This is a genomic window from Streptomyces sp. NPDC058001, from assembly GCF_042886315.1.
In the GTDB taxonomy this organism is placed as follows: domain Bacteria; phylum Actinomycetota; class Actinomycetes; order Streptomycetales; family Streptomycetaceae; genus Streptomyces.
The window spans coordinates 254,836-277,064 of record NZ_JBHVQT010000004.1 but is presented as its reverse complement, the minus strand read 5'-3'; the positions used below and the strand labels follow the sequence as shown (position 1 = coordinate 277,064).

The 22,229-nt window shown below is 71.0% G+C and carries 16 protein-coding genes; 9 read left to right on the top strand and 7 right to left on the bottom strand.

The window, feature by feature from the left end:
- Window positions 1–26: 26 nt before the first annotated feature.
- On the bottom strand, window positions 27–1,556 hold the full coding sequence (locus ACFVT5_RS10975; protein ID WP_389884249.1) for a CehA/McbA family metallohydrolase: 1,530 nt from the start codon (window positions 1,554–1,556) through the stop codon (window positions 27–29).
- Window positions 1,557–1,758: 202 nt separating this feature from the next.
- Between ACFVT5_RS10975 and ACFVT5_RS10970 the strand changes: the two genes are divergently transcribed.
- A complete protein-coding gene (locus ACFVT5_RS10970; RefSeq protein WP_389885246.1) occupies window positions 1,759–2,607 on the top strand; it encodes a TIGR03619 family F420-dependent LLM class oxidoreductase in 849 nt (282 codons plus the stop codon).
- Between the two features lie 53 nt (window positions 2,608–2,660).
- The gene (locus tag ACFVT5_RS10965) at window positions 2,661–3,017 is read left to right on the top strand and encodes a DUF6204 family protein (RefSeq protein WP_389884246.1); all 357 of its coding nucleotides are present in this window, start codon (window positions 2,661–2,663) and stop codon (window positions 3,015–3,017) included.
- A gap of 110 nt (window positions 3,018–3,127) precedes the next feature.
- Here ACFVT5_RS10965 and ACFVT5_RS10960 read toward each other — a convergent pair whose 3' ends face one another.
- Both ACFVT5_RS10960 and ACFVT5_RS10955 read right to left on the bottom strand, forming a co-directional pair.
- On the bottom strand, window positions 3,128–3,919 hold the full coding sequence (locus ACFVT5_RS10960; RefSeq protein ID WP_389884243.1) for an SAM-dependent methyltransferase: 792 nt from the start codon (window positions 3,917–3,919) through the stop codon (window positions 3,128–3,130).
- Between the two features lie 127 nt (window positions 3,920–4,046).
- Window positions 4,047–4,238 carry a hypothetical protein gene (locus ACFVT5_RS10955; RefSeq protein WP_389884241.1) on the bottom strand — a complete coding sequence of 64 codons (192 nt, stop codon included), beginning with the start codon at window positions 4,236–4,238 and terminating at the stop codon, window positions 4,047–4,049.
- Between the two features lie 155 nt (window positions 4,239–4,393).
- Between ACFVT5_RS10955 and ACFVT5_RS10950 the strand changes: the two genes are divergently transcribed.
- The 6 genes from ACFVT5_RS10950 to ACFVT5_RS10925 all read left to right on the top strand — a co-directional run bounded on the left by ACFVT5_RS10950 (window position 4,394) and on the right by ACFVT5_RS10925 (window position 16,902).
- The gene (locus tag ACFVT5_RS10950) at window positions 4,394–6,994 is read left to right on the top strand and encodes a bifunctional FO biosynthesis protein CofGH (protein ID WP_389884238.1); all 2,601 of its coding nucleotides are present in this window, start codon (window positions 4,394–4,396) and stop codon (window positions 6,992–6,994) included.
- A gap of 291 nt (window positions 6,995–7,285) precedes the next feature.
- Entirely contained in the window at window positions 7,286–7,912 is a 627-nt protein-coding gene (locus ACFVT5_RS10945) for a hypothetical protein (protein WP_389884235.1), read from the top strand.
- Entirely contained in the window at window positions 7,909–10,128 is a 2,220-nt protein-coding gene (locus tag ACFVT5_RS10940) for a bifunctional serine/threonine-protein kinase/ABC transporter substrate-binding protein (RefSeq protein WP_389884232.1), read from the top strand. Before ACFVT5_RS10945 ends, ACFVT5_RS10940 begins: the two co-directional genes overlap by 4 nt.
- Window positions 10,129–10,134: 6 nt before the next feature.
- A complete protein-coding gene (locus tag ACFVT5_RS10935; RefSeq protein WP_389884229.1) occupies window positions 10,135–12,282 on the top strand; it encodes a bifunctional serine/threonine-protein kinase/ABC transporter substrate-binding protein in 2,148 nt (715 codons plus the stop codon).
- A gap of 52 nt (window positions 12,283–12,334) precedes the next feature.
- Window positions 12,335–15,643, top strand: a complete 3,309-nt coding sequence (locus ACFVT5_RS10930; protein WP_389884226.1) for a tetratricopeptide repeat protein — start codon at window positions 12,335–12,337, stop codon at window positions 15,641–15,643.
- Window positions 15,644–15,786: 143 nt separating this feature from the next.
- On the top strand, window positions 15,787–16,902 hold the full coding sequence (locus ACFVT5_RS10925; protein WP_389884223.1) for an ADP-ribosylglycohydrolase family protein: 1,116 nt from the start codon (window positions 15,787–15,789) through the stop codon (window positions 16,900–16,902).
- Window positions 16,903–17,028: 126 nt separating this feature from the next.
- Here the strand turns inward: ACFVT5_RS10925 and ACFVT5_RS10920 are convergent, their stop codons facing one another.
- On the bottom strand, window positions 17,029–18,600 hold the full coding sequence (locus ACFVT5_RS10920) for a sodium:solute symporter family protein (RefSeq protein WP_389884221.1): 1,572 nt from the start codon (window positions 18,598–18,600) through the stop codon (window positions 17,029–17,031).
- 387 nt (window positions 18,601–18,987) lie between these two features.
- The gene (locus ACFVT5_RS10915; RefSeq protein WP_389885243.1) at window positions 18,988–19,770 is read right to left on the bottom strand and encodes an SDR family oxidoreductase; all 783 of its coding nucleotides are present in this window, start codon (window positions 19,768–19,770) and stop codon (window positions 18,988–18,990) included.
- Window positions 19,771–19,851: 81 nt separating this feature from the next.
- Between ACFVT5_RS10915 and ACFVT5_RS10910 the strand changes: the two genes are divergently transcribed.
- The gene (locus ACFVT5_RS10910; RefSeq protein WP_389884218.1) at window positions 19,852–20,688 is read left to right on the top strand and encodes a hypothetical protein; all 837 of its coding nucleotides are present in this window, start codon (window positions 19,852–19,854) and stop codon (window positions 20,686–20,688) included.
- Between the two features lie 172 nt (window positions 20,689–20,860).
- On the opposite strand, the gene ACFVT5_RS10905 is transcribed toward ACFVT5_RS10910, so the two are convergent.
- The gene (locus ACFVT5_RS10905) at window positions 20,861–21,070 is read right to left on the bottom strand and encodes a DUF397 domain-containing protein (RefSeq protein ID WP_389884216.1); all 210 of its coding nucleotides are present in this window, start codon (window positions 21,068–21,070) and stop codon (window positions 20,861–20,863) included.
- 273 nt (window positions 21,071–21,343) lie between these two features.
- On the bottom strand, window positions 21,344–22,201 hold the full coding sequence (locus tag ACFVT5_RS10900) for a helix-turn-helix domain-containing protein (RefSeq protein ID WP_389884213.1): 858 nt from the start codon (window positions 22,199–22,201) through the stop codon (window positions 21,344–21,346).
- Between the last annotated feature and the right edge of the window lie 28 nt (window positions 22,202–22,229).

The following is a 22,229-nucleotide window of genomic DNA, read 5'->3' as shown; positions in this document are numbered from 1 at the left end:
GGCGACGGTTCCGGAACGGGTCCCGCTCAACTCCCCAGGAACACCGGGTTCGTGAACGCCGCGAGCGGTCCCGGCAGCCCCGCAACCATCGGCGCGCGCCGGACCTCGGCACGGACATACGCGGCGTACGCGGGCGTCGTGCGCCACTCGGCGGTCACCTCGCCGGACTGCGGGACGGAGGTGCTGAACAAGGTGCCCTGATCCGTGACGAAGAAGACCGTGCACCCGGGCACCCCGGCGACCTCGGCCCGTACCGTCACGGGGGTGTCCGCGTCGACCCGCAGCCGCTCCCCGATGCCCGCGTACTTGCCGCGCCCGCCGGAAGCCGAGAACGCGACCGTCACCGCCGACGACTCGGCGACATAGCTGCGGCCCGCGCGGATACCTTCCTGGATCGCCGTACGCGTGAGGTCGTCGGCGAGAACCACCGTCTGCGGAAGGCCGATCCGGTCCGGGTCGCGGTGCGCGTCGCTGTTGCCCATCGCCGGAATCCAGTCGCGGCGGCCCTGCCGTACCCCGGCGACCAGGGTGTTGTCCCAGTCGGCGAGGGACACCTCGTCCTCCGGCGTGTAGGGGCCGTTCCACACCTCGACCGCGTCGGCCTCACCGAAGCCGAACTTCCAGTTGCAGCCGATGCACGTCGCGTGCGGATGCGCCGGCACGACGAGACCGCCCGCCGAACGGATCTTCCGGGCGTAGTGCCCGAACCGGTTGTCCCGCGCGCGATAACGCCAGTCGATGAAGGTGCCAGGTTCGGTGCCGAGCGCCACCACATGGCCGTTGCGCGTGGTGACCTCCTCACCCAGCATGATCAGCAGGTCGTCGCCCGCCTGGTCGGCCCAATGGGCGTGCGCGGACTGCGTGTTGTGCTCGGAGGTGTTGATGAAGTCGAGCCCGGCGGCGCGGGCGAGCGCGGCGATCTCGGCGGGGGTGCGCTTGCCGTCGGAGTACCAGGAGTGCAAGTGGCAGTCGCCCCGGTACCAGGCACGCCCCCGCCCCCGCGCCCGCTCCGGCGGATACACCGGCTTCGGCGTACGACCGGGCTCCCCGTACGTCAGGGTGATCGTGACCTCGTACGGGAGGCCCTGCGGCGCGACCGTGTACGGGCCGAGCGCGATGTGCCACGTACCGGCGCGGACCGGACCCGGGAGGTAGCCGGGGGTCGCGTCGTCGGCGCGCAGGAAGAACTCGGTACGGGCGCCACCGGACCAGCCCCGGAATCCCTGGCCGCCGAGGTCGGTACCGCGTTCGTCGAAGATACCGATGTCGAGGGCGTTGCCCGGGGTACCGGCGGGGACGGTGACCCGCTCGTAGGTGTACGCGACATGGATCTCGCGCACACCGCGCGGGACCTCGACGGGCAGGTACACGAAGTCGGGCGAACCGGTGGGCAGGGTGCCCTTGACCGTCTTCGTCTCCGTGCTGCCCGGTTCTCTCCGGACCGCGTCGGGATTCTCGGCACCGCTCGCGAAACTCACGCTTCCCAACGTAAGCGCGGCGGCGGCGCCCGTCACGAACAGTGTGCGCCTGCCGATCGTGGTGTCGTCCTCACACATGAAATGCCCCCTGGGGGTCGGGTGTGACCTGGGTCGGGTGTGACACGGGTGGTGCCACGCAACTCTGGTATTGACCCGTGAACTCCCGTGCAAGGGAAGGGGATCGGCAGATGGACAGGCGGATGGACTCCTGAAGCCCCTGAGTGTAGGAAGAGGGCGCCTCGCCGACCCACACGAATTGACCCGGAGCGTGCCGATGTCGATGCGGATCGCGACCACGATTGTCCTGACCGACGAGACGATCACGCCGGTACGGCTGGCGCGGGAGCTGGCGGCGCGTGGTTTCGCGGGCCTGTACCTGCCCGAGCACACGCACATCCCGGTGGATCGCACGACCCCGTACCCGATGGGCGGCGACCTGCCCCCGGAGTACGCCCGGACCCTGGACCCGTTCGTGGCCCTGGCCCAGGCGGCGGCCGTCACGGACGACCTGGCCCTCGGCACCGGCATCACGCTCGTCACCCAGCACGACCCGATCGCCCTCGCCAAGCAGATCGCGACCCTGGACCATCTCTCGCGCGGCCGTTTCACGCTGGGCGTCGGCTTCGGCTGGAACGTCGAGGAGGCCGACGACCACGGCGTCGAATGGCGCACCCGCCGCGAACTCACCCGCGACCGCATGGCGCTGATGCGCGCCCTGTGGTCCGCCGAACCCACCGCGTACAAGGGCGAGTTCGGCATCTCGGTCCGCGCGAGCCACGCCTACCCGAAACCGTTCCAGCGGCCCCGAGGCCCGGTGACCGGCCCCCGCACCCTCATCGGCGGCGCGGCGGGCCCGAAGCTGTTCGCGCACATCAGCGCGTACGCGGACGGCTGGATGCCGATCGGAGGCCGCGGCCTGACGGAATCCCTCCCGCGCCTGCGCACCGCCTGGCAATCAGCGGGCCGCACCCCGGAATCCCTCCAGATCATCCCGCACGCCATCCACCCCACCCCAGGAAAACTCACCCACTACGCGGACCTGGGCATCAAGGAGGTCGTCGTCCAACTCCCGCCGGCGGGAGAGAAGGAAGTCCTGGGCATACTGGACGACTACGAGCGCTATCTGTAGACCGCCCGGAAATCCGGTGGAGGCGAGGGCGGCCTCGTCCTTATGGTCGTGGGATGAGCAATCGTGTGTTTCGGGTGACCGTGCGTGGGGTTTTTGATGGGCTGAGTGCTGAGCAGCGCGACGCGTTGCTCGCCGATGCCGCCGAGCACGATGTGCTGCGGGCCGCCTTCACCACGGAGGGGCATCTCAGCTACGACATCACCGCACGCGACGCCTTCACCTTCCGCTTCCAGGACTCCGGTGAGGCGGAGGAGGACATCCTGGAAGCGACCGAACGGGCCGAGACCGCTGCGGAGGCGTGGCTGAACGCGCGCGGATACGGCTTCAAGAACCTGCGTTCCCAGGCCGAGGACCTGTCCCAGGCCCCGCTGGGCAAGAGGCAACGGCGCGAGCAGTACCGCGCCCTTTAGGGGCGCGGGACTGTGACATTTGCGGCTTCGCCGCGGGGGCGCGATCAGCCAGAGCGGACCCGCAGCTTCCCGACCACCCCGCCACCCCTTACCTGCCTCGCAGCGGAGCGTTACCGCTTAAAGGCGACGTAACCCCACTGATCCACCGGCGTTCCCGTGAACGGCTGCTCCGGGTGCCAGAAGTCGATCGAGCCGAATCCGGGCTCGACCATCTCCAGGCCATCCGCGAAGGAGCGGAGCGTCTCGGCGGGACGTGACTTGTACGGCAGCGCCCCCCCGTCCTCGTACTCGTCCGACGCGGCCCGAGTCTCCGGCGTCTCGATCGTGTCGCAGGTGATGAGACAGCTACCGGCGGGGAAGGCGTCCAGGTAGCTCTGGAGCAGGGCACGGGCCTGCTCGTCGTCCGTGACATGGCCGAGCGTGGAGAGCAGCATCAGCGCGACCGGCTTCGTCAGGTCGAGCGTCTTCGCGGCCTCCGGAAGCACCGTCGCCGCGTCCGTCAGGTCGGCCGGCACATACGCCGTGGCGCCCTCGGGCTTGCTGACCAGGAGCGCGCGGGCGTGGGTCAGGACGATCGGGTCGTTGTCGACGTAGACGATCCGCGACTCCGGTGCGACGTCCTGGGCGACCTCGTGCGTGGAGTTCGCGGTCGGCAGGCCCGTACCGAGGTCGAGGAACTGTCTGATCCCCGCCTCCTCGGCCACGTGCCGCACCGCGCGGGCCTGGAACCGGCGTGAGGCGCGGGCGATGGTGATGATCTGCGGGAACATCTCCTCCATGTGCGCGCCGAGCTGCCGGTCGACCTCGTAGTTGTCCTTGCCGCCCAGCCAGTAGTTCCACATCCGCGCCGAGTGCGGCGTACTCGTGTCGATCTTGCCCACCGGTGCCTGCTCCGCGTTCATCGCGCTCTCCTCGCGTCCGCCCTCGCACAGCCCGTACGGGGCACGCCCATGCTTCCCCACACCGTACGCATACGCCAGCGGCACAAATGAACAACTCCGGTCCGCGGGCGGCACGATGTGGGCGGAGTCAGGGTTGATTGCGGTACGAGTCGGTGATCGTCGGCGGTCCGTTGTGCACGGACCGGGAGTTGTAGATCTGCCGGTCGTTGAACGCCTGCTCACGGCGCCGCTGTTCGAGAAGGAGCCCGTCCGCGTTCTCCGTGCCCCGGTTGCCGCGGCGCAGAATGATCACGATCAGCAGGACCACGAACCCCGCCATGCCCCCGAACAGTATTCCCAGTTCGATCATCGTCGGCCCCCGTTTTCGCCGGCTACGGACTCCTGGCTCAGCACACCGCCTGGCACAACACTTGCTACAACCCTACCTGGCCATCGGCCATCGGCCCAGGGCAGACGCTGTCCGTCCCCACTCGTATGCTCGGAGTCATGACTGACAGCCCCACCGCCAACGCCATGCGCCGTGCCCTGCGCCGTGCCCGGGACGGCGTCGCGCTCGACGTCACGGAGGCCGCCGTCCTGCTCCAGGCGCGCGGCGACGATCTGCGTGATCTCGCCGCGTCGGCGGCCCGGGTGCGTGACGCGGGTCTGGAGGCCGCGGGGCGCCCCGGGGTCATCACGTACTCGAAGAGCGTGTTCATCCCGCTCACCCGGCTGTGCCGGGACAAGTGCCACTACTGCACCTTCGTGACCGTGCCGGGCAAGCTGCGCCGCGCCGGTCACGGCATGTTCATGTCCCCGGACGAGGTCCTGGACATCGCCCGGCGCGGCGCCGAACTGGGCTGCAAGGAAGCCCTGATCACCCTCGGCGACAAGCCGGAGGACCGCTGGCCCGAGGCCCGCGCGTGGCTGGAGGCGGAGGGGTACGACGACACGATCGCGTACGTCCGCGCGATGGCGATCCGGATCCTGGAGGAGACCGGGCTGCTGCCCCATCTCAACCCGGGCGTCATGACCTGGACGGACTTCCAGCGGCTCAAGCCGGTCGCGCCGTCGATGGGGATGATGCTGGAGACCACGGCGACCCGGCTGTGGAGCGAACCGGGCGGCCCGCACTACGGCTCGCCCGACAAGGAACCGGCGGTCCGGCTGCGGGTCCTTGAGGACGCGGGCCGCTCATCGGTGCCGTTCACCAGCGGACTGCTCATCGGCATCGGCGAGACCTACGAGGAGCGCGCCGACTCCCTGTTCGCGCTGCGCCGGGTCGCCCGCTCCTACCACGGCATCCAGGAACTCATCATCCAGAACTTCCGTGCCAAGCCGGACACGGCGATGCGTGGCATGCCGGACGCCGAGCTGGACGACCTGGTCGCGACGGTCGCCGTGGCCCGGCACATCATGGGCCCGTCGGCCTGTCTCCAGGCCCCGCCCAACCTGGTCGACGCCGAGTACGGGCGGCTGATCGGCGCCGGTATCGACGACTGGGGAGGCGTGTCCCCGCTCACCCCGGACCACGTCAACCCGGAGCGCCCCTGGCCGCACATCGACGAACTCGCCGCCCGCTCCGCCGAAGAGGGCTTCGAACTGCGCGAACGGCTCTGCGTGTACCCGGAGTTCGTCCAGCGCGGCGAACCCTGGCTCGACCCCCGTCTGCTGCCGCACGTCCGCGCGCTGAGTGACGCTGACACCGGCCTCGCCGCGCCCGACGCGACCCCGGTCGGCCTGCCCTGGCAGGAACCCGACGAGGGATACGTCGCCGCGTCGGGCCGCACCGATCTGCACCGCACCATCGACACCGCGGGCCGTACGTCGGACCGGCGCGACGACTTCGACGAGGTGTACGGCGACTGGGAGGCCCTGCGCGAACAGGCGGCGCCCGGCATGGTGCCGTCCCGCGTCGACGGTGACATCCGCGCCGCGCTGCGCCGGGCCGCCGACGACCCGACGAAGCTCACCGACGACGAGGCGCTCGCCCTGCTGCACGCGGACGGCCCCGCGCTGGACGCGCTCTGCGGCGTCGCGGACGACCTGCGCGCCTCGGCCGTCGGCGACGACGTCACGTACATCGTCACGCGGAACATCAACTTCACCAATGTCTGCTACACCGGCTGCCGGTTCTGCGCGTTCGCGCAGCGTCGCACCGACGCGGACGCCTACACGCTCTCCCTGGACCAGGTCGCCGACCGGGCCGCGCAGGCGTGGGACGTCGGCGCGGTCGAGGTCTGCATGCAGGGCGGTATCCACCCCGACCTGCCGGGCACCGCGTACTTCGACATCGCGCGGGCCGTCAAGGAGCGGGTGCCGGGCATGCATGTGCACGCGTTCTCGCCGATGGAGGTCGTCAACGGCGCGACCCGTACCGGTATGTCGATCCGCGACTGGCTGACCGCGGCGAAGGAGGCCGGCCTCGACTCGATCCCGGGCACGGCGGCGGAAATCCTGGACGACGAGGTCCGCTGGATCCTCACCAAGGGCAAGCTGCCCACCGCCACCTGGATCGAGGTCATCGAGACCGCGCACGAGGTGGGCCTGCGGTCCTCGTCCACGATGATGTACGGCCATGTCGACCAGCCCCGCCACTGGCTGGGCCATCTGCGTACTCTGGCCGGCATCCAGGAGAAGGCGCTCGCCAAGGGCGTCGAGGGCTTCACGGAGTTCGTGACCCTCCCCTTCATCCACACCAACGCGCCCGTGTATCTCGCGGGCATCGCCCGTCCAGGGCCCACCACCCGGGACAACCGCGCCGTCACCGCGATGGCCCGGATCCTGCTGTATCCGCACATCCGCAACATCCAGACGAGCTGGGTCAAGCTCGGCACCGAGGGCGCGGCGGAGATGCTGCGCTCCGGCGCGAACGACCTGGGCGGCACCCTGATGGAGGAGACCATCTCCCGGATGGCGGGCTCCAGTTACGGCTCGTACCGCTCGGTCAAGGACCTGATCGCCATCGCCGACGCGGCGGGCCGCCCGGCCAGGCCCCGGACCACGCTGTACGGCGACGTCCCCGAGGAACGGCAGCGCGCGGCGACCGCGTCGGACGGTCATCTCCCGCGTCTGCTCCCGGTGTTGGGGGACTGAGCCGGGTATTCGGCACGGGCTGAACCGGAACCGGGGGAGCGCGGTCGGCGTCGGGACCTACGGACCGTGCACCAGGTAGGGCTGCGTTTCATCTCTGGGGGATGTGTGACGTTCCTGACGACGTACCGGGCGACGTGCTGGACGGGGGGCGCCCTCGCCTTATGCGGGGCGCTGCTCACGGGTTGCACCTCGCAGCCATCGGACGGGAAGCCCACTCCCTCCGCCGAGGGAACCTCGGCGCACCCGTCCCCGAGCCCCACATCCGCCGGGTTCACCGCCGACCCGGCCCGTATGCCCGCGTCCCGCGCCGCCGCCCGTGCCCTGGTGGCCCGCATAGCCGTCGGGCCCGAGGTGCACGGCCCCGGCTACGAGAAGTCCGCGGCGTACGACAGTGATCCCGCCGAGTGGACGGTCCTGGACGACTCGTGCGACTGGCAGCGCGAGAACGTCCCCGCCGGCAGCGATGTCCTCGCCACCCTCACCCGCCGCAGCGAACTGCCCGCGTCGGACGGCAAGGGGCGGGTCCGGATCGCCGCCGTCGTCACCGTGCACCGGGACAGCGCGGCGGCCGACCGGGAGATGGCCGAGACCCTGGAAGAGGCGATGCGCTGCCCCGACCAGCGGCTCGGCCCCACCGAACGGGTCACCGGACTGCTGTCCCTCGGCGCCGCCTACGGCGAGGGCGGCAACCTGTCCAACGACGACTCGCTCAACGAGCGCGGCTACTACCACGACGACGCGCGGGGCGGCGCCCGCGTCTTCTACGCCTGGAACCAGTCCCGGCTCGGCCCGGTCACCTTCGCCGTCGTGGTGAAGGGTGCCCAGGGCTTCACGGACGAGGAGCTGGAAAGAACCCAGATCGGCGGCATGACCTCGATGCGTCAGCGGATCAAGCAGGAACTGGAAGCCACCTCATGACCGAGTCCCTGCTTCCGTCCGACCCGTCATCGATCGGCGGCCACCGTCTCCTGGGCCGGCTCGGCGCGGGCGGCATGGGCGTCGTCTATTTGGCCCGAGCGGAGTCAGGCGCGCTCGCCGCCGTCAAGGTCATCCAGAGCGAGTACGCGGCCGACGACGAGTTCCGGGCCCGGTTCCGGCGGGAGGCGGACGCGGCGCGCCGCGTCTCCAGCCCCTGGGCGGTACCGGTCACCGGCGCGGACCTGGACGCCGAACAGCCGTGGATGGCCACGGCGTTCGTGCCGGGCCCGGCGCTGAACGAGGCGGTCGCCGCGTGCGGGCCGCTGCCGGTACGGAGCGTCCGCGTCCTCGGCAAGATGCTCGCCGGCGCGCTCGGCGCCGTGCACGCGGCCGGGCTTGTCCACCGCGACGTCAAGCCCGGCAATGTGCTGCTGGCCGTCGACGGGCCGCGCCTCATCGACTTCGGGATCGCCCGCTCCCTCGACGACACCGCGCTGACCTCGGCCGACCTCGTCATCGGCACCCCCGGCTTCCTCTCGCCGGAACAGGCGCGGGCACGCGGCGACGCCCTCGGCCCGGCCACCGACGTCTTCTCGCTCGGCTGTCTGCTGGCGTACGCGGCGACCGGCCGCCCCCCGTTCGGCACCGGCGCGGTCGACGCCCTGCTGTACCGGACGGTGCACGACGAGCCGGACTTGGCGGGGCTGGACGACACGGCGGATGCTCACGGAGAGCGTGCCGGTGACGGAGGCGAACCGTCCGGCGCCGCGTCCGGTCGGCAAGACCTGGCCGCCCTGATCCGCCGCTGTCTCGCCAAGGACCCCGCCGACCGTCCCACCGCCGCCGAGGTCGACGCGGCACTGATCGAGGACCTGCCGTCCGGCACCGCCGAGTGGCTGCCCGCAGATGTCGTACGCATGATCGCGGACCGGGCCGCCACCATGCTCGAACTCCCTGACATCGAACCGACCTTGGCGGACCCGCAGACGCCACCGGACCCGCCGAACCGGCGCCGGTTCCTCGCTGTCGCCTCCGGTGCCACGGTCCTCGCGGTCGGCGGCGGCGCCGGACTCCGGGCCGCGCTCGCCGACTCACCCCGGCCCAAGACCCCCGCCGCCCGCCGCTGGACCATCGGTGTCCAGGCCGATCTGAGCGGCCCGCTCAAGGCGGTCGGGCGGGCGCAGGAGAGGGGCGCGCGGCTCGCGGTCGAACAGTTCAACGCCCGCAAGGACCGGCCCTTCGAGGTGACCCTGAAGACCTCCGACGACGGCGGCCGACCGGAGCGCGCGGCAGCGGCGGCCAGGAAACTGACCGGCGACCGGGACGTCCTGGCGGTACTGGGACCGTCCGACGACCGGACCACGAAGGCCGCCATCGACACCTACGACGCGGCGCTGCTCCCGCTGATCACGGTGACATGCGGGGACAGCTCCCTGTTCCTCACCGGTCCGCGCACCCTGCTGCGGGCCCGCCCGATCCACGGCGACGGCGGCGCCAGAATCGCGTGGGGACTCCTCGGTACGGCCGGGGCCGGGACGCCGGGACTGATCCAGGACCGGCGCGACGACTCGGTGTCCTGGCAGTACGCGCAGATGGTGAACGCCATGCTGCGCTACGCGGGCCGCCCGGCCCATCCCCGGGTCGTCCCGGTGTCCACCCGCGACTACCGGCCGGTCGTCGCCGATCTGCTGGCCCGAGGCGTCGGCTCGGTCGTGTACTGCGGCCCCCCGGACGGAGCCGCGAAGGTCGCGAGGGCGCTCGCCGAACGGGGCTTCAAGGGGCCGCGGTTCGCCGACGAGGCCGTGTTCGACGCGGCGTTCCCGAAGGCAGCCGGGAAGGCCGCCGAAGGCTGGACGGTGCTCTCGGCGGCGATCGGTCCCGGCGCCCCGGAGCTGCGGACGTTCGCCGCCGCCCACCGCGAACGGTTCGGCGTGGCACCCGCACGGTGGGCCGCCGAGTCGTACGACGCCGTGAACTTCCTGATCCAGCAGGTGGTGAAGGAATCCGACGGCGGCAAGCGGCGTCCCGCGCCGAAGTCGCTGGTCGCCCCGCTGCGGGCGGCCCGGTACGACGGGATCGTGAAGCCGCTCGCGTTCGAGACCAAGAACGCGAACCGGATGGGCAACCTGGTCGGCGCCGGCATGTATCTGTACCAAGTCACCGACGGCGCGTTCCGCTATACGGGGCGTGCGCCCGCCGGCGCCCCGGGGAACTGAGGCCGGATGCGGGCACTGAAGGGGACCGACCCGGAGGTCATCGGCGGGCACCGGCTGCTCGCGCGGCTCGGCGCGGGCGGCATGGGCGTGGTGTATCTGGCCCGCTCGGAGGGCGGCGCCCTGGTCGCGCTGAAGTCGATACGCCCCGAGTACGCGGCCGACCCCGGCTTCCGGGCCCGGTTCCGCCGCGAGGTCGAGATCGCGCGGCGGCTCACGGGCCGCTGGGTGGTGCCCGTGACGGCGGCCGACGCGGAGGCCCGCGCGCCCTGGCTGGCCACCGGTTTCATATCGGGACCCGCGCTCGCCGAGGCCGTCGCCGAGCTGGGTCCGCTGCCGTATCCGGCGGTTCGGGCGCTCGGGGCGCGGCTCGCGCGGGCGCTCGCCGAGGTGCACGCGGCAGGGCTGGTCCACCGGGACGTCAAACCGGGCAATGTGCTGCTCGCCCTGGACGGCCCGCGCCTCATCGACTTCGGTATCGCGCGCGCGGCGGACGCGACCGCGCTGACCGCGACGGACGCCGTGATCGGCACCCCCGGCTATCTCGCGCCCGAACAGGCCAGATCCCGGGGAGCGGGCGGCGAGGTCGGGCCGCCGAGCGATGTGTTCGCGCTGGGCTGTGTCCTGGCGTACGCGGCGACGGGCCGCCGCCCGTTCGGGACCGGCGCCGCGGCGGCCGTCATGTTCCGCACCGTCCATGAGGAACCCGATCTGGCCGGGATGCCGGACGAGCTGCGCCCGGTCCTGGAGCGGTGCCTCGCCAAGGACCCGGCGACCCGGCCCACGGCGGACCAACTCGCCACGGAACTGGGCCCGTTGGCGGACGACACGGACTGGTTGCCGCCCGGCCTGACCGCGCTGATCGCCGAGCGCTCGTCCCGGGTCCTGGACCTGCCGGAGCCGGGGCCCCGTACCGAGGACATCCCATCGGTCACGGACGCGACCCCCATGGGCCGCCGGCGGTTCCTGACGCTGGCGTCGGCGGCGGGCGTCGTCGCGGCCGGGGGCGGCACGGCGGCCTGGTTCGCGGCGCGAGGCGGCGGCGGGGGAGATGCGGGCGGCGCGGGCGCGGGACGGGACCTGCCGGAGTGCGTCATCGGGCTGCACGGCGACCTCAGCGGACCCGGCAAGGCGGCGGGCCGCGCCCAGGAGCGGGGCGCGCGGCTCGCGGTCGCCGCGTACAACGCGCGGCGGAACCGTGCCGTACGGCTCACACTGCGGGTCGTGGACGACCGGGGCGACCCGGACCGGGCCGTGAAGGTCGCCGGACAACTCGGCGCGGACGAGAAGGTGTACGCGGTCATCGGCCCGACGTCGGACGCGACGGCGCTCGCGGCGAGGGTGCCGTACAAGAAGGCGCAGTTGCCGATGCTGACGGTCTGGGCGGGGGACCCGTACCTCTACCAGAACACCTATCCCAACGTCTTCCAACTGCGCCCGCCCCACCCGTCCCTGGGCGGGCCGACCAACCGGTTCCTCACCCGGGTCCGGCCCTCCGAACGCACGGCCGTGCTGGACGACCAGACCGACGAACCCGCGAGCTGGCAGCTCGCGAAGGTCGTGACCGACGCGCCGCCCTCGGGAGGCACCGTGTCCGTGCACCGCGTCGCCTCGGGCAGCGGCGCCTTCGACAAGGCGATCGCCGACGCCGTCCGGGAACGGGCACAGGGCCTGCTGTTCTGCGGCACCTCGCCCCGGCGGGCCGCGCTGTGCGCGAAGGCGGTACGGGACGCGGGCTTCCGCGGCGGCTGTGCGGCGACCCAGCCGGTGATGACGCCGGAGTTCTTCGAGGCGGCGGGGGACGCGGCGGAGGGCTGGGCGTTCGGCACGGCCCTCGCGGACCCGGAGAAGCTGCCCGCCGCCAAGAAGTTCGTCACCGCGTACCGGGCCGCGTACGGATCGGACCCGATCGAGCTCGGGACCGCCGAGTCGTACGACGCGCTGGGCCTGGTGGCGCAGGGCCTCGGGGCGCTCCCCGCACCCGAACGCGGCGCGCTGACACGGGCGTTGAGGGCACACTCGTACCAGGGCGTCACCCGGACGTACGACTTCTACCCGAGCAACGGTTCGGTGACTGAGACCACGGGGCTGTATCTGTGGCGGGCGGAGGGCAGGAAGGCACGGTTCCTGGGACGGTTCCAGGACGTCACGGCGTAGGCGTAGGCGTACATGTAGGCGTTGGCGAAGTCGGGAGGGGAAGGTGGCACGGGTGGCTCGGGCGTCCATGGCCGATCTGATCAGTCGGCGGCGACGCGTCCGCTTCGTCGGCCGACGGGGCGAACGCGCCGCGTTCCAGGAGAACTTCACTTTCCCGCCCGAGGACGACCGGCACCGCTTCCTGTTCCATGTGCACGGCCACGCGGGCGTCGGCAAGACCTTCCTCGTCCGCGAGATGGAACAACTCGCCCGGGAGCGCGGCGCGTTGACCGCGTACGTGGACGAGGGTGTCGGCAGCGTGCCCGAGGCGCTGGCCGCGATCAGCGTCCAATGCGCCCAGCAGGGCCACCCGTTGAAGGCGCTCGACAAGCTGCTCGCGACCTACCGGCAGCGCCGTCACGAGGCCGAGTCCGCCACCGTGCCCGACGCGGCGGCGGAGGGCGAGGGTCCGTCGACGGGCAGCATGGTCGCCGCGCGGGCCGGCCTCGCCGGGATCGGTCTGGTGCCCGTCGTCGGCGCGTTCGCGGGCGCGCTCGACCCGGCGGAGCTGGCGCAGGGCGCGGACCGGCTGCGGACGGTACTCAGCGCCCGGTTCCGCAACCAGGAGGACGTCCAACTGGTCCTCGCGCCCGACCGGGTCCTCACGCCGGTGTTCGCCTCCGAACTGGACGGCATGGACGTGCCGTGGATCGTCCTGTTCTTCGACACCTACGAGCGGACGAGCCCGTTCCTGGACGGCTGGCTGCGGGACCTGATGGTGACCGAGCGATACGGTCCGCTGCCCGCGCACGTCGTCGTCGTACTCGCCGGACAACGCCCCTTCGACGCGGCGCGATGGGGCGGCGGGCTGCCGGAGTTCGTCGCGGACCTGCCGCTGGAGCCGTTCAGCGAGTCCGAGACCCGGGACTTCCTCGCCACGAAGGGCGTCACCGACGAATCCGTGGTCGCCGAGGTGCTGCGCCTGTCGGGCGGCCTTCCGGTACTGGTGTCCACACTCGCCGAGAACCAGCCGGCCGACCGCGCCGACGTCGGCGACCCCAGCACCACCGCCGTCGAACGCTTCCTGAAATGGGAACAGGACCCGAAGCGCCGGACCGCCGCCCTGGCCTGCGCGGTACCGCGCCGCCTGGACGAGGACGTGTTCCGCGCCGCCGCCGACACCCCGCCGGACGAGACCGGGGCACTGTATGGCTGGCTGTGCGGACTGCCGTTCGTACGGGACCGGGGCCGGGGCGCGGACGGCGGCGGAGGCGTCCAGTACCACGACGTCGTACGGGCGCCGATGCTCCGGCTCCAGCGGCACCGCTCCCGACGCGACCTCGCGGCCCGGCACGCCCGCCTCGCCGAGACCTTCGGCCGCTGGCGCGAGGAGGCCGCCGAAGGGCTCGACCCGGACGACGTCTGGGAACACGAACCGTGGCGCGAACAGCGCCTGGAGGAGACGTACCACCTGCTGTGCGCCCGCCCGGTCGCGGCGCTGCCCGGAGCGCTCGCGGATGTGGTGGCGGCCTGCCGCGTGGGCGCGGTGGTCGGGCGGCGGTGGGCGCGGATGCTGAGCGATGCGGGGGAGGACACGGATACGGAGGCGGTACGGAAGTGGGGGCGGGGACTCACGGGGGCGCTCGCGGATGACGGGGATGGGGTGGCGGGGGCGCTGGACCTGCTGCTGGCGCGCCCCGGGCTCGATGTCGCCGGGCGGGCCGAGGCGCATGCGGTGCGCGGGCGGGAGTGGCGTAACGCGGGTGAGTTCACGCGGGCGGTCGCCGAGTACGGGCGGGCGCTCGCCCTCGACCCGGAATTGGTCCGCGCCCACTACGGGCTTGGCGTGACCAGGCAGTTGCTCGGTGATTATGACGCGGCGCTCGCGGACCTCGGCCGCGCGGACATGCTGGCCCCTGACACGTCCTGGATCGTCTATGAGCTGGGCGAGACTTGTCGGGTTGCGGGGCGTTTCGACGATGCCGTGAGGTACTTCGAGCGGGCCGGCGCGCTGGATCCGACGAACGCCGGTATCTGGGCCTCACGCGGCGTCTGTCACTACGGACTCGGCGATCTCGACGCGGCGCTCATGGACCTCGACCGCTCGCTCGGTCTCCAGGACGACTATCTGTGGGCACTGGTGCGCCGGGCCAGGCTGAGGCAGGCGCGCGGCGAGACGGACCAGGCGTTCGCCGACCTGGACCGCGCGGTGGCCCTCGCCCCGGACTCCGTGTGGATCGCATCGGAACGCGGCGACCTGTATCGACTCGCGGACCGCCACGAGGACGCGGTGACCGAATTGACCCGCGCCATCACCCTCGACCCGGATCACGCGTCGTCGTACGCCGGACGCGGCATGGTCCTGACCGCGCTCGAACGGTACGACGAGGCACGGTCCGACCTGGACCGGGCCGTCGAACTGGACCCCTCCTACGTGTGGGCGCTGATACGCCGGGCCCACCTCCACCGGGAACTCGGCGACAAGGAGAGCATGCTCGGCGATCTCGACCGCGCCGTGACCGCCGCACCGGACAGAGCCTGGGCGCGCGCGCAACGCGCGGACGGCCTGCGCATCGCGGGCCGGTACGAGGAGGCGATCACGGACGCCGGGCGCGCCGTCGAGCTGGACCCGGCGTATGCCTGGCCGTTGGCCATCCGGGGTGCCGTCCACATGCTGACGGGCGACCGGCTGGCCGCCGTCGCTGACCTGGACAGGGCGATCGACCTCTCCCCGGACTACGGACATGCCCGGCTGAAACGGGCCGTGGCCCTGCTCGCCCTGGGGCGCATCGACCGGGCGAAGGCGGACCTTCGGATGCCCGATGTGGCCATGAATTACCCCGCTCGGGCGCTGACCCTGCTCACGGAGCAACTGCTCCGCGAGGGACGCGGAGAGGAGGCACAGAGTCTCCTGGACGCGGCTGGCCCGGAGGCCGGTGCGCACCTGGACGCGCTGCGCGCCCAGGCCCACCGGCTCGCCGGACGGTGGGACGCGGCTCGCCAGTGCGCGCTGCGGCTGAGGGCACACGACCCCGTGTTGGGCACCTTCGAACTCGCCCTGACCGTCGGGCTCATCGAGGGCCGGGCGGCGGCGGCACCCTTGTGGCGCCACCTTGCCCGCCTCACCGAGGAGACCGGCAACGAGGCGCCCAAGCTCCTCCTGCCCCGGGCGGTCGTCCACTACGCCCTTGGCGACTGGCCTCGCGCGGACGTTCTACTCGCGGACGCCCTGGCCGGGCCGTGCAACTGGGACGCTCTGGCCGACATGGTTCTGGTACTCACCCAACTCCAGGCGGCCCCGTCCCCCGACGCCCACCTCCTCGCCCCCCGTCTGGCCCGCGTCGCGGCGGCCCGGGACGCCCTTCAGGAGCGGTTCGCGTGAGGGAAGGGTTTGACCGGGGTGTCCGAAAGTGATCCCTCGGGGGCGGTTCCGGTGGCTGGTCGGGCTCTCTGGTGTCGGTTCGCGGTCGATTACAGTGCTGCTGCGAAGTCGAGGACGCCAGGACGGTAGGGAGGGAGAGGCCGGTGAGTGCGGTTGCCACCGCCGTCTGGGGCCGTGTCGAACAGCAGGACTTCCGTAGCCGGGTGCGCGGGACGCTGCTCGGGCTCGCCCTCGGTGACGCCCTGAGCGCGCCCGTCGCCGCGCTCGACCTCGCCGGGATCCGCGCGGAGTACGGCGCCGACGGGATCACCGACCTCGCGAAGGCCCATGGGCGGCGCGGTGCGGTGACTGCCGCGACCCAGCTCACCCTGTTCACCGTGGACGGTCTGATAAGAGCCCAGGTGCGGCGGGACACGGGCGCCTGGCATCCGCCGACCGATCTGCACCGCGCGTATCTGCGGTGGGCGGCGACACAGCGGGACTGGGGGCCCGACGAGCGCCGCAAGGAGGACGGTTGGCTGGCCCGCGAGGAGTGGCTGTACGTCCGCCGTGACCCGCCGCGCGCCTGTCTGATCGGCTTCGGCGACGACGTCATGGGCACCGTGGACGCCCCCAAGAACCCCGGAGAGCGCTCGGTCGCCGCCACCGTGCGGTCCGCGCCGTTCGGGCTGCTCGTCGGCTGGGAGCCGCAGCTCGTCACCCAACTCGCCGTCGAGTGCGCCGCGCAGACCCATGGGCATCCGACCGGGTATCTCGCGGCGGGTGCCTTCGCCGTGATCGTGCACGCGCTCGCCCGGGGCGACAGTCTCGACGGTGCCGTGCAGCGGGCGTTGTCGCTGCTCGCCGCGCGGCCGGGGCATGAGCCGGTCACCGAGGGGCTTCAGCATGCCCTGGGGGCCGTACGGCAGGGGATGCCGACGCCGTCGCGGGTCGAGGAACTGGTCGGCGACGGGGACGCGGCGGGGGTGCTCTCGGCCGCCGTGTACTGCTCACTCGTCGGTGAGGACATCCGGCACGGGTTGTGTCTGGCCGTGAACCAGGGTGGGGATTCGGGCGGTACGGGGGCGTTGACCGGGGCTTTGCTGGGTGCTTTGCACGGGGAGACCGCGTTGCCCCCCGGGTGGTTGGCGGAGGTCGAGGGGCGGCCGACGCTTCTTTCGTTGGCGGACGATTTCGCTATGGAGATGACGCAGGGCGCGGCTTTGCATGGACCGGGGGGTTCGGCGCCGGGGTGGCTTGCCCGGTACCCGAGGGGCTGACGGTACTTGGGGGCGCGGTGCCCACCCGTTCCTCCCCCAGTGCCTTAAGGGCCTGGGGGGACCCCCAGCGGACGGCCTGCCCACAACGGGAAGGGGGGTGGCGGAACGGGTGGGCACAACGGGTGGCTAGTCCTTGGCGGTGCCGATCGCCCCGTCCGGTGCCGTTGCCGGAGTCGGGATTGCTGCCGCCGGCATGCCGCTGTCGTCGTCCGTGTTGATCGTTTCGATCAGGGCGTCCCGTTCCGGGGTGTTCTCCGGCTTGATGAAGCCGATGACGATGTACAGGATCAGGGAGACGGCGAGCGGGATCGAGACCTGGTACTCCAGTGGTACGCCGCCCTCGACGCTCCAGTTGATGGGGTAGTTGACGAGCCAGAAGGCCAGGAGGCCCATGCTCCAGCTGGTGAGCGCCGCTGTCGGGCCGGACTTGCGGAAGGTGCGGAGCAGACCCAGCATCATCGGGATGGCGATCGGACCCATCAGACCGGCGACCCACTTGATGACGACGGTGATGATGTCCTTGAACGCGGGCGAGTTGACCTGGGTGGCCACCGCCATGGACAGGCCGAGGAAGACGACCGTGGTCAGCCGGGCCGCGATCAGTCCCGCACGGTCGTTCCAGCCCTGGGCCTTCTTCGACAGGACCGGTGCCACGTCCCGGGTGAACACCGCAGCGATGGCGTTGGCGTCGGACGAGCACATGGCCATGGTGTGCGAGAAGAATCCGACGATGACCAGTCCGAGCAGCCCGTGCGGCAGGAGCTGTTCGGTCATCAGGGCGTAGCTGTCGGAGCCGTCCGGCTTCTGCGCGTCGACCAGGAGCGGCGACATCCACATGGGGAAGAAGAGGACGAGCGGCCACACCAGCCACAGGACGGCGGAGAGCCGGGCGGAGCGGGTGGCCTCGCGCGGGGTGGCGGTCGCCATGTAGCGCTGGGCCTGGTTGAGCATGCCGCCGTTGTACTCGAACAGCTTGATGAAGAGGAACGCGAGCAGGAAGACCGTGCCGTAGGGGCCGACCAGCGGCTTGCCGTGGCCCTGGAGCGCGGGTTCGTCCCAGACGCCGAAGAAGCCGCCGTGGTCACCGAGTTTGCCGACGACGGCCACGAACATGGCGATACCGGCGAAGAGTTGGATGATGAACTGGCCGAGTTCGGTCAGCGCGTCCGCCCACAGCCCGCCGATGGTGCAGTAGACCGCCGTGATCGCACCGGTGATGAGGATGCCCTGGTTGAGGGAGATACCGGTGAACACGGAGAGCAGGGTCGCGATGGCGGCCCACTTGGCGCCGACGTCCACGATCTTGAGGAGCATCCCGGACCAGGCGAGCGCCTGCTGGGTCTTCAGGTTGTAGCGGTTCTTCAAGTATTCGAGCGGCGAGGCCACATGGAGCCGGCCGCGCAGGCGGTTGATGCGCGGGGCGAACAGCTTCGCGCCAATCGCGATGCCCAGGGCGATCGGGAACGACCAGGTGACGAAGGACGTCACGCCGTAGGTGTACGCGATGCCCGCGTACCCGGTGAACATCACGGCGCTGTAGCCGGACATGTGGTGGGAGATGCCGGAGAGCCACCACGGCATCTTGCCGCCCGCTGTGAAGAAGTCGCTCACGTTGTCGACGCGCTTGTGGGACCAGATGCCGATGGCCACCATCACACCGAAGTAGCCGATGAGCACGGCCCAGTCGAGACTGTTCATGTGCCCCCTCCAGGGGTCCGCCTTGTGAACTTCCATGTGCTGAGGAGCGCTTCGCCTGAACGTCCATGGGGCGGCGCCCCCGTGCGGGAGCGGGGACTTCCGGGATTGAACCGCTGCCCGAGGGGCCCGGTCAAGACCTTTCGCGGTCATGGATATGAACTCGGATCAGTAAGGCGAACGATTTTGCCGTCTCTTGACCCGCGTGCCGGTTGTCGCACCCGTGACGCCGACCACACGATGAGCGGGCACTTCGCCGGACGGACCCATACGTGCAACACGACGGACGGCCGCACGGGATGCGGGTCCCGTACGGCCGAGAGAGGGGGTGAGTAAGTACCAGTTCAGATACCCGAGTTCAGGTCACCGGTTCAGGTGACCGGCTTCAGGTCACCGCATGAGTTCGCCGGCGTTCACGAGCAGCGACTGACCGGTGATGGCGCGGGCCCGGTCCGATGTCAGGAACACCGCGGCGTCCGCCACATCCCCGTCGGTGGCCAGCTCCGGCAGCGCCATCCGCTCCGTGAGCCGCCTCAGTACGTCGTCCTCGGACGCGCCCTCGGTGTGCGCGGTGAACTTGACGTACGCCTCGACCGGAGGGCCCCACATCCAGCCCGGGAGTACCGTGTTCACACGGATGCGGTGCGGTCCGAGTTCGCGCGCCAGCGAGTACATCGCCGAGGTCAGCGCCCCCTTCGACGCCGCGTACGCCGCCTGCCACACCTGTGAGGGCGCGGCCACCGCCGACTGGGTGCCGACGATGACGACCGAGCCGCCCCGCTCCTTGAGCCCCGGCAGACAGGCCCGCGTCATCCGCAGGGTCCCCAGCAGGTTCACATCGATGACCCCCTGCCAGGTGGTGAAGTCGGCGTCCTGAAGACCGCCGAAGTAGCTGTCCCAGGCGGCCACATGGACCACCGCGTCGATGCCCCCGAACCGTTCGCGCGCCAGTTCCGCCAGCGCGTCGCACTGCGCCTCGTCCGTGATGTCCGTGGGCCGGTACGCGGTGTGCTCGCCCGAAGGGTCGATCGCGGCGGCCGACTTGGCGAGGTTCGCCTCCGTGCGCGCCCCGAGGACACAGCGGCCCCCGTCCCGTACGACGGCGGCGGCGACCTGATGGCCGAGCCCCGCCCCGACGCCCGACACCACGACGGTCTTCCCCTGGAGCAGCATCCGGTCGCCTCCCGGCTCTGGCACATCTTCTGACGGGGCGTCAGAGTAGGTGCCCGCGCCGGAGGACGGAAGGGGAGCGGCATGAGCGAGGAGACCCGCAGCGAGGTCTACGCGGAGTTGGCGGCGGTCGGCCCGTACGGGGTGCGTCCCGGGCACGCCCTGATCACGATGGTCGAACCGCACCCGGGCCACGAGTTCGCGTACAACCGCTGGTACGAGGACGACCACTACTACGCGGGCGCGATGGCGATGCCCTGGATGTACGCGGGCCGCCGCTGGGTCGCGACCCGGGAGCTGCGGGAGTTGCGCTCACCGCAGGAGTCGGCGGTCGCCCGGCCGGTCACCGCCGGCTGCTATCTGTCCACGTACTGGATCACCGAGGGCCGCTACGACGACCACATGAAGTGGACGGTCGGTATCAACAAGCGGCTGAACCGGGACGGCCGGGTCTACCAGGACCGTACGCATGTCTTCACGTCGTTCCAGGACCACGAGGCGACCGTCTACCGGGACGGCGCCGCGGGCCCCCGGGACCTGCATGCCCTCGACCACCCCTACGCGGGCCTGGTCGTCGAGGTCGTGGACGCCGACGGGCCCGGGGAGCGGGCCGCCCTGTTGGAGTGGCTGCGGTCACGGCATCTGCCGAAGCGGCTGGCCGGTTCGCCCGCCGCGATGGTGACCGTCTTCCGGCCGACACCGCTGCCCGGCGACCGGATGACGTATGTGAAGCAGGTCGAGGGTGTGGACACCCGGCTGACGCTGCTGTGGTTCCTGGAGGCCGACCCGCGCACCTGCTGGGAGCCCTTCGGGCAGGAGGGCGACCTGGTACGGGAATCCGGGCTCGGCCGACTGGAATTGCTCGCGCCGTTCATTCCGACGGTCCCGGGTACGGACCGTTACGTCGATCAACTCCGCTGAATTACGGAGCGTTCACCGCTGGGGTGCACCGGCGCACCGCTCACGCCGAGCCCCCTCGGCCGGGACGGCGGACCAGTCGAGAGGGCTCTGTCGGTGATGCCTGTGTGCTTGTCCTGCGATGTGCGGTGCGATGTGTGCTGCGAGGGGTGTTCCGTTGGTCTCGCTGCCCGCATCAGGCGAGGGTGAACGACCCTCGGCCGACCTCGTCCACGAAGGAGTTCCAGGAGTCGGGCGCGAAGGCGATTTCCGGGCCTTCGGTGACCTTGGAATCCCTTACCGCGATGGCTTGCAGAATCGGGGACTTGACCTCAACGCATGCGCCGTTTCCGGTGGAATACGAAGACTTGACCCACGTATCCGTAGCGCCTTGCTGAATTGCCATGTTTACTCCGGTCTAGCCAGTTGTCGAGTTACTGTCACCGCGTTCGGCGCCCAAGCCTCGGCGGTCCTGCCACCGTGTGGTACTCGATGACGTGATCGACGCTACTCGCCCGCATCGGCGGGCGAAGTGGCCATTCACTCGACTGGATGGCATATTCCGTTCGGGTCTTCCATTCCGCCCGGCGGACGGTGTACTGTGCCGCGCCCCGTGCTGGGCAAGGGAGTTGGATCACGGGCGGCGCGGCAAGCGGTATCACCGGGCGGCGAAAGATGATCAGCGCGCGTAGTCCTTGGCGATCTCCGAGATGAACTGGCGGGACTGATCCACATTCAGTGCCTGAGCCCGCAAGTGCTCGTACATCATGCTGTAGCGCTGGACGTCATTCGCTTTCTCCAGATAGAGATCGCTCGTGACGCCTTCGATGTAGACGACGCTGGAATCGGCAGCGTCGGGAAACTCCAGAATCGCGTACTGCCCGTTCAGTCCGGGATGCGCGCCCATATGGAACGGGATCACCTGGACCGTCACATGCGGAAGCTGGGACTGTTCCACCAGGAATTCCAACTGGTCCCGCATCAGGCCCCGGTCGCCGACAACCCGGCGCAGCGCGGCCTCGTCGAGGACCGTCCACAGGCGCAGCGGGTTCTCGGGCGCCGCGATCCGCTCCTGGCGGCGCAGCCGCACCTGGACCCGCTTGTCGATGTCCGTGGACGCGGTCTCCGGCAGCGCGCCCGCGATGAGCGCCTCCGCGTACGGCCGGGTCTGGAGCAGCCCGGGGACGACCTGCGGGTCGTACACGCGCAGCGAGGCCGCGTCGGTCTCCAGTCCGATGTAGACGCTGTACGGGATGTCGCCGAAGGAGTGCCACCAGCCCTGCTGGCGTGAGTCCTTGGCCATTTGCATCAGCGAGTCGACGATGCGGTGGTCCTCGACCTCGTACACCCCGCACAGATCGCGGACGTCGCGCTGGCTGATGCTGCGGCGGCCGTTCTCCAGGCGGCTGATCTTCGACTGCGAGACCAGCAGACGGTCGGCGACCTCCTCGGCCGTCATGCCCTTCAACTCTCGGAGCCGGCGCAGCTCCTGACCCAAACGGCGTCGCCTGACGGTGGGATTGACGTTGGACGCCACGGATGTGCACCTCCGGCTGCGGGCCCGC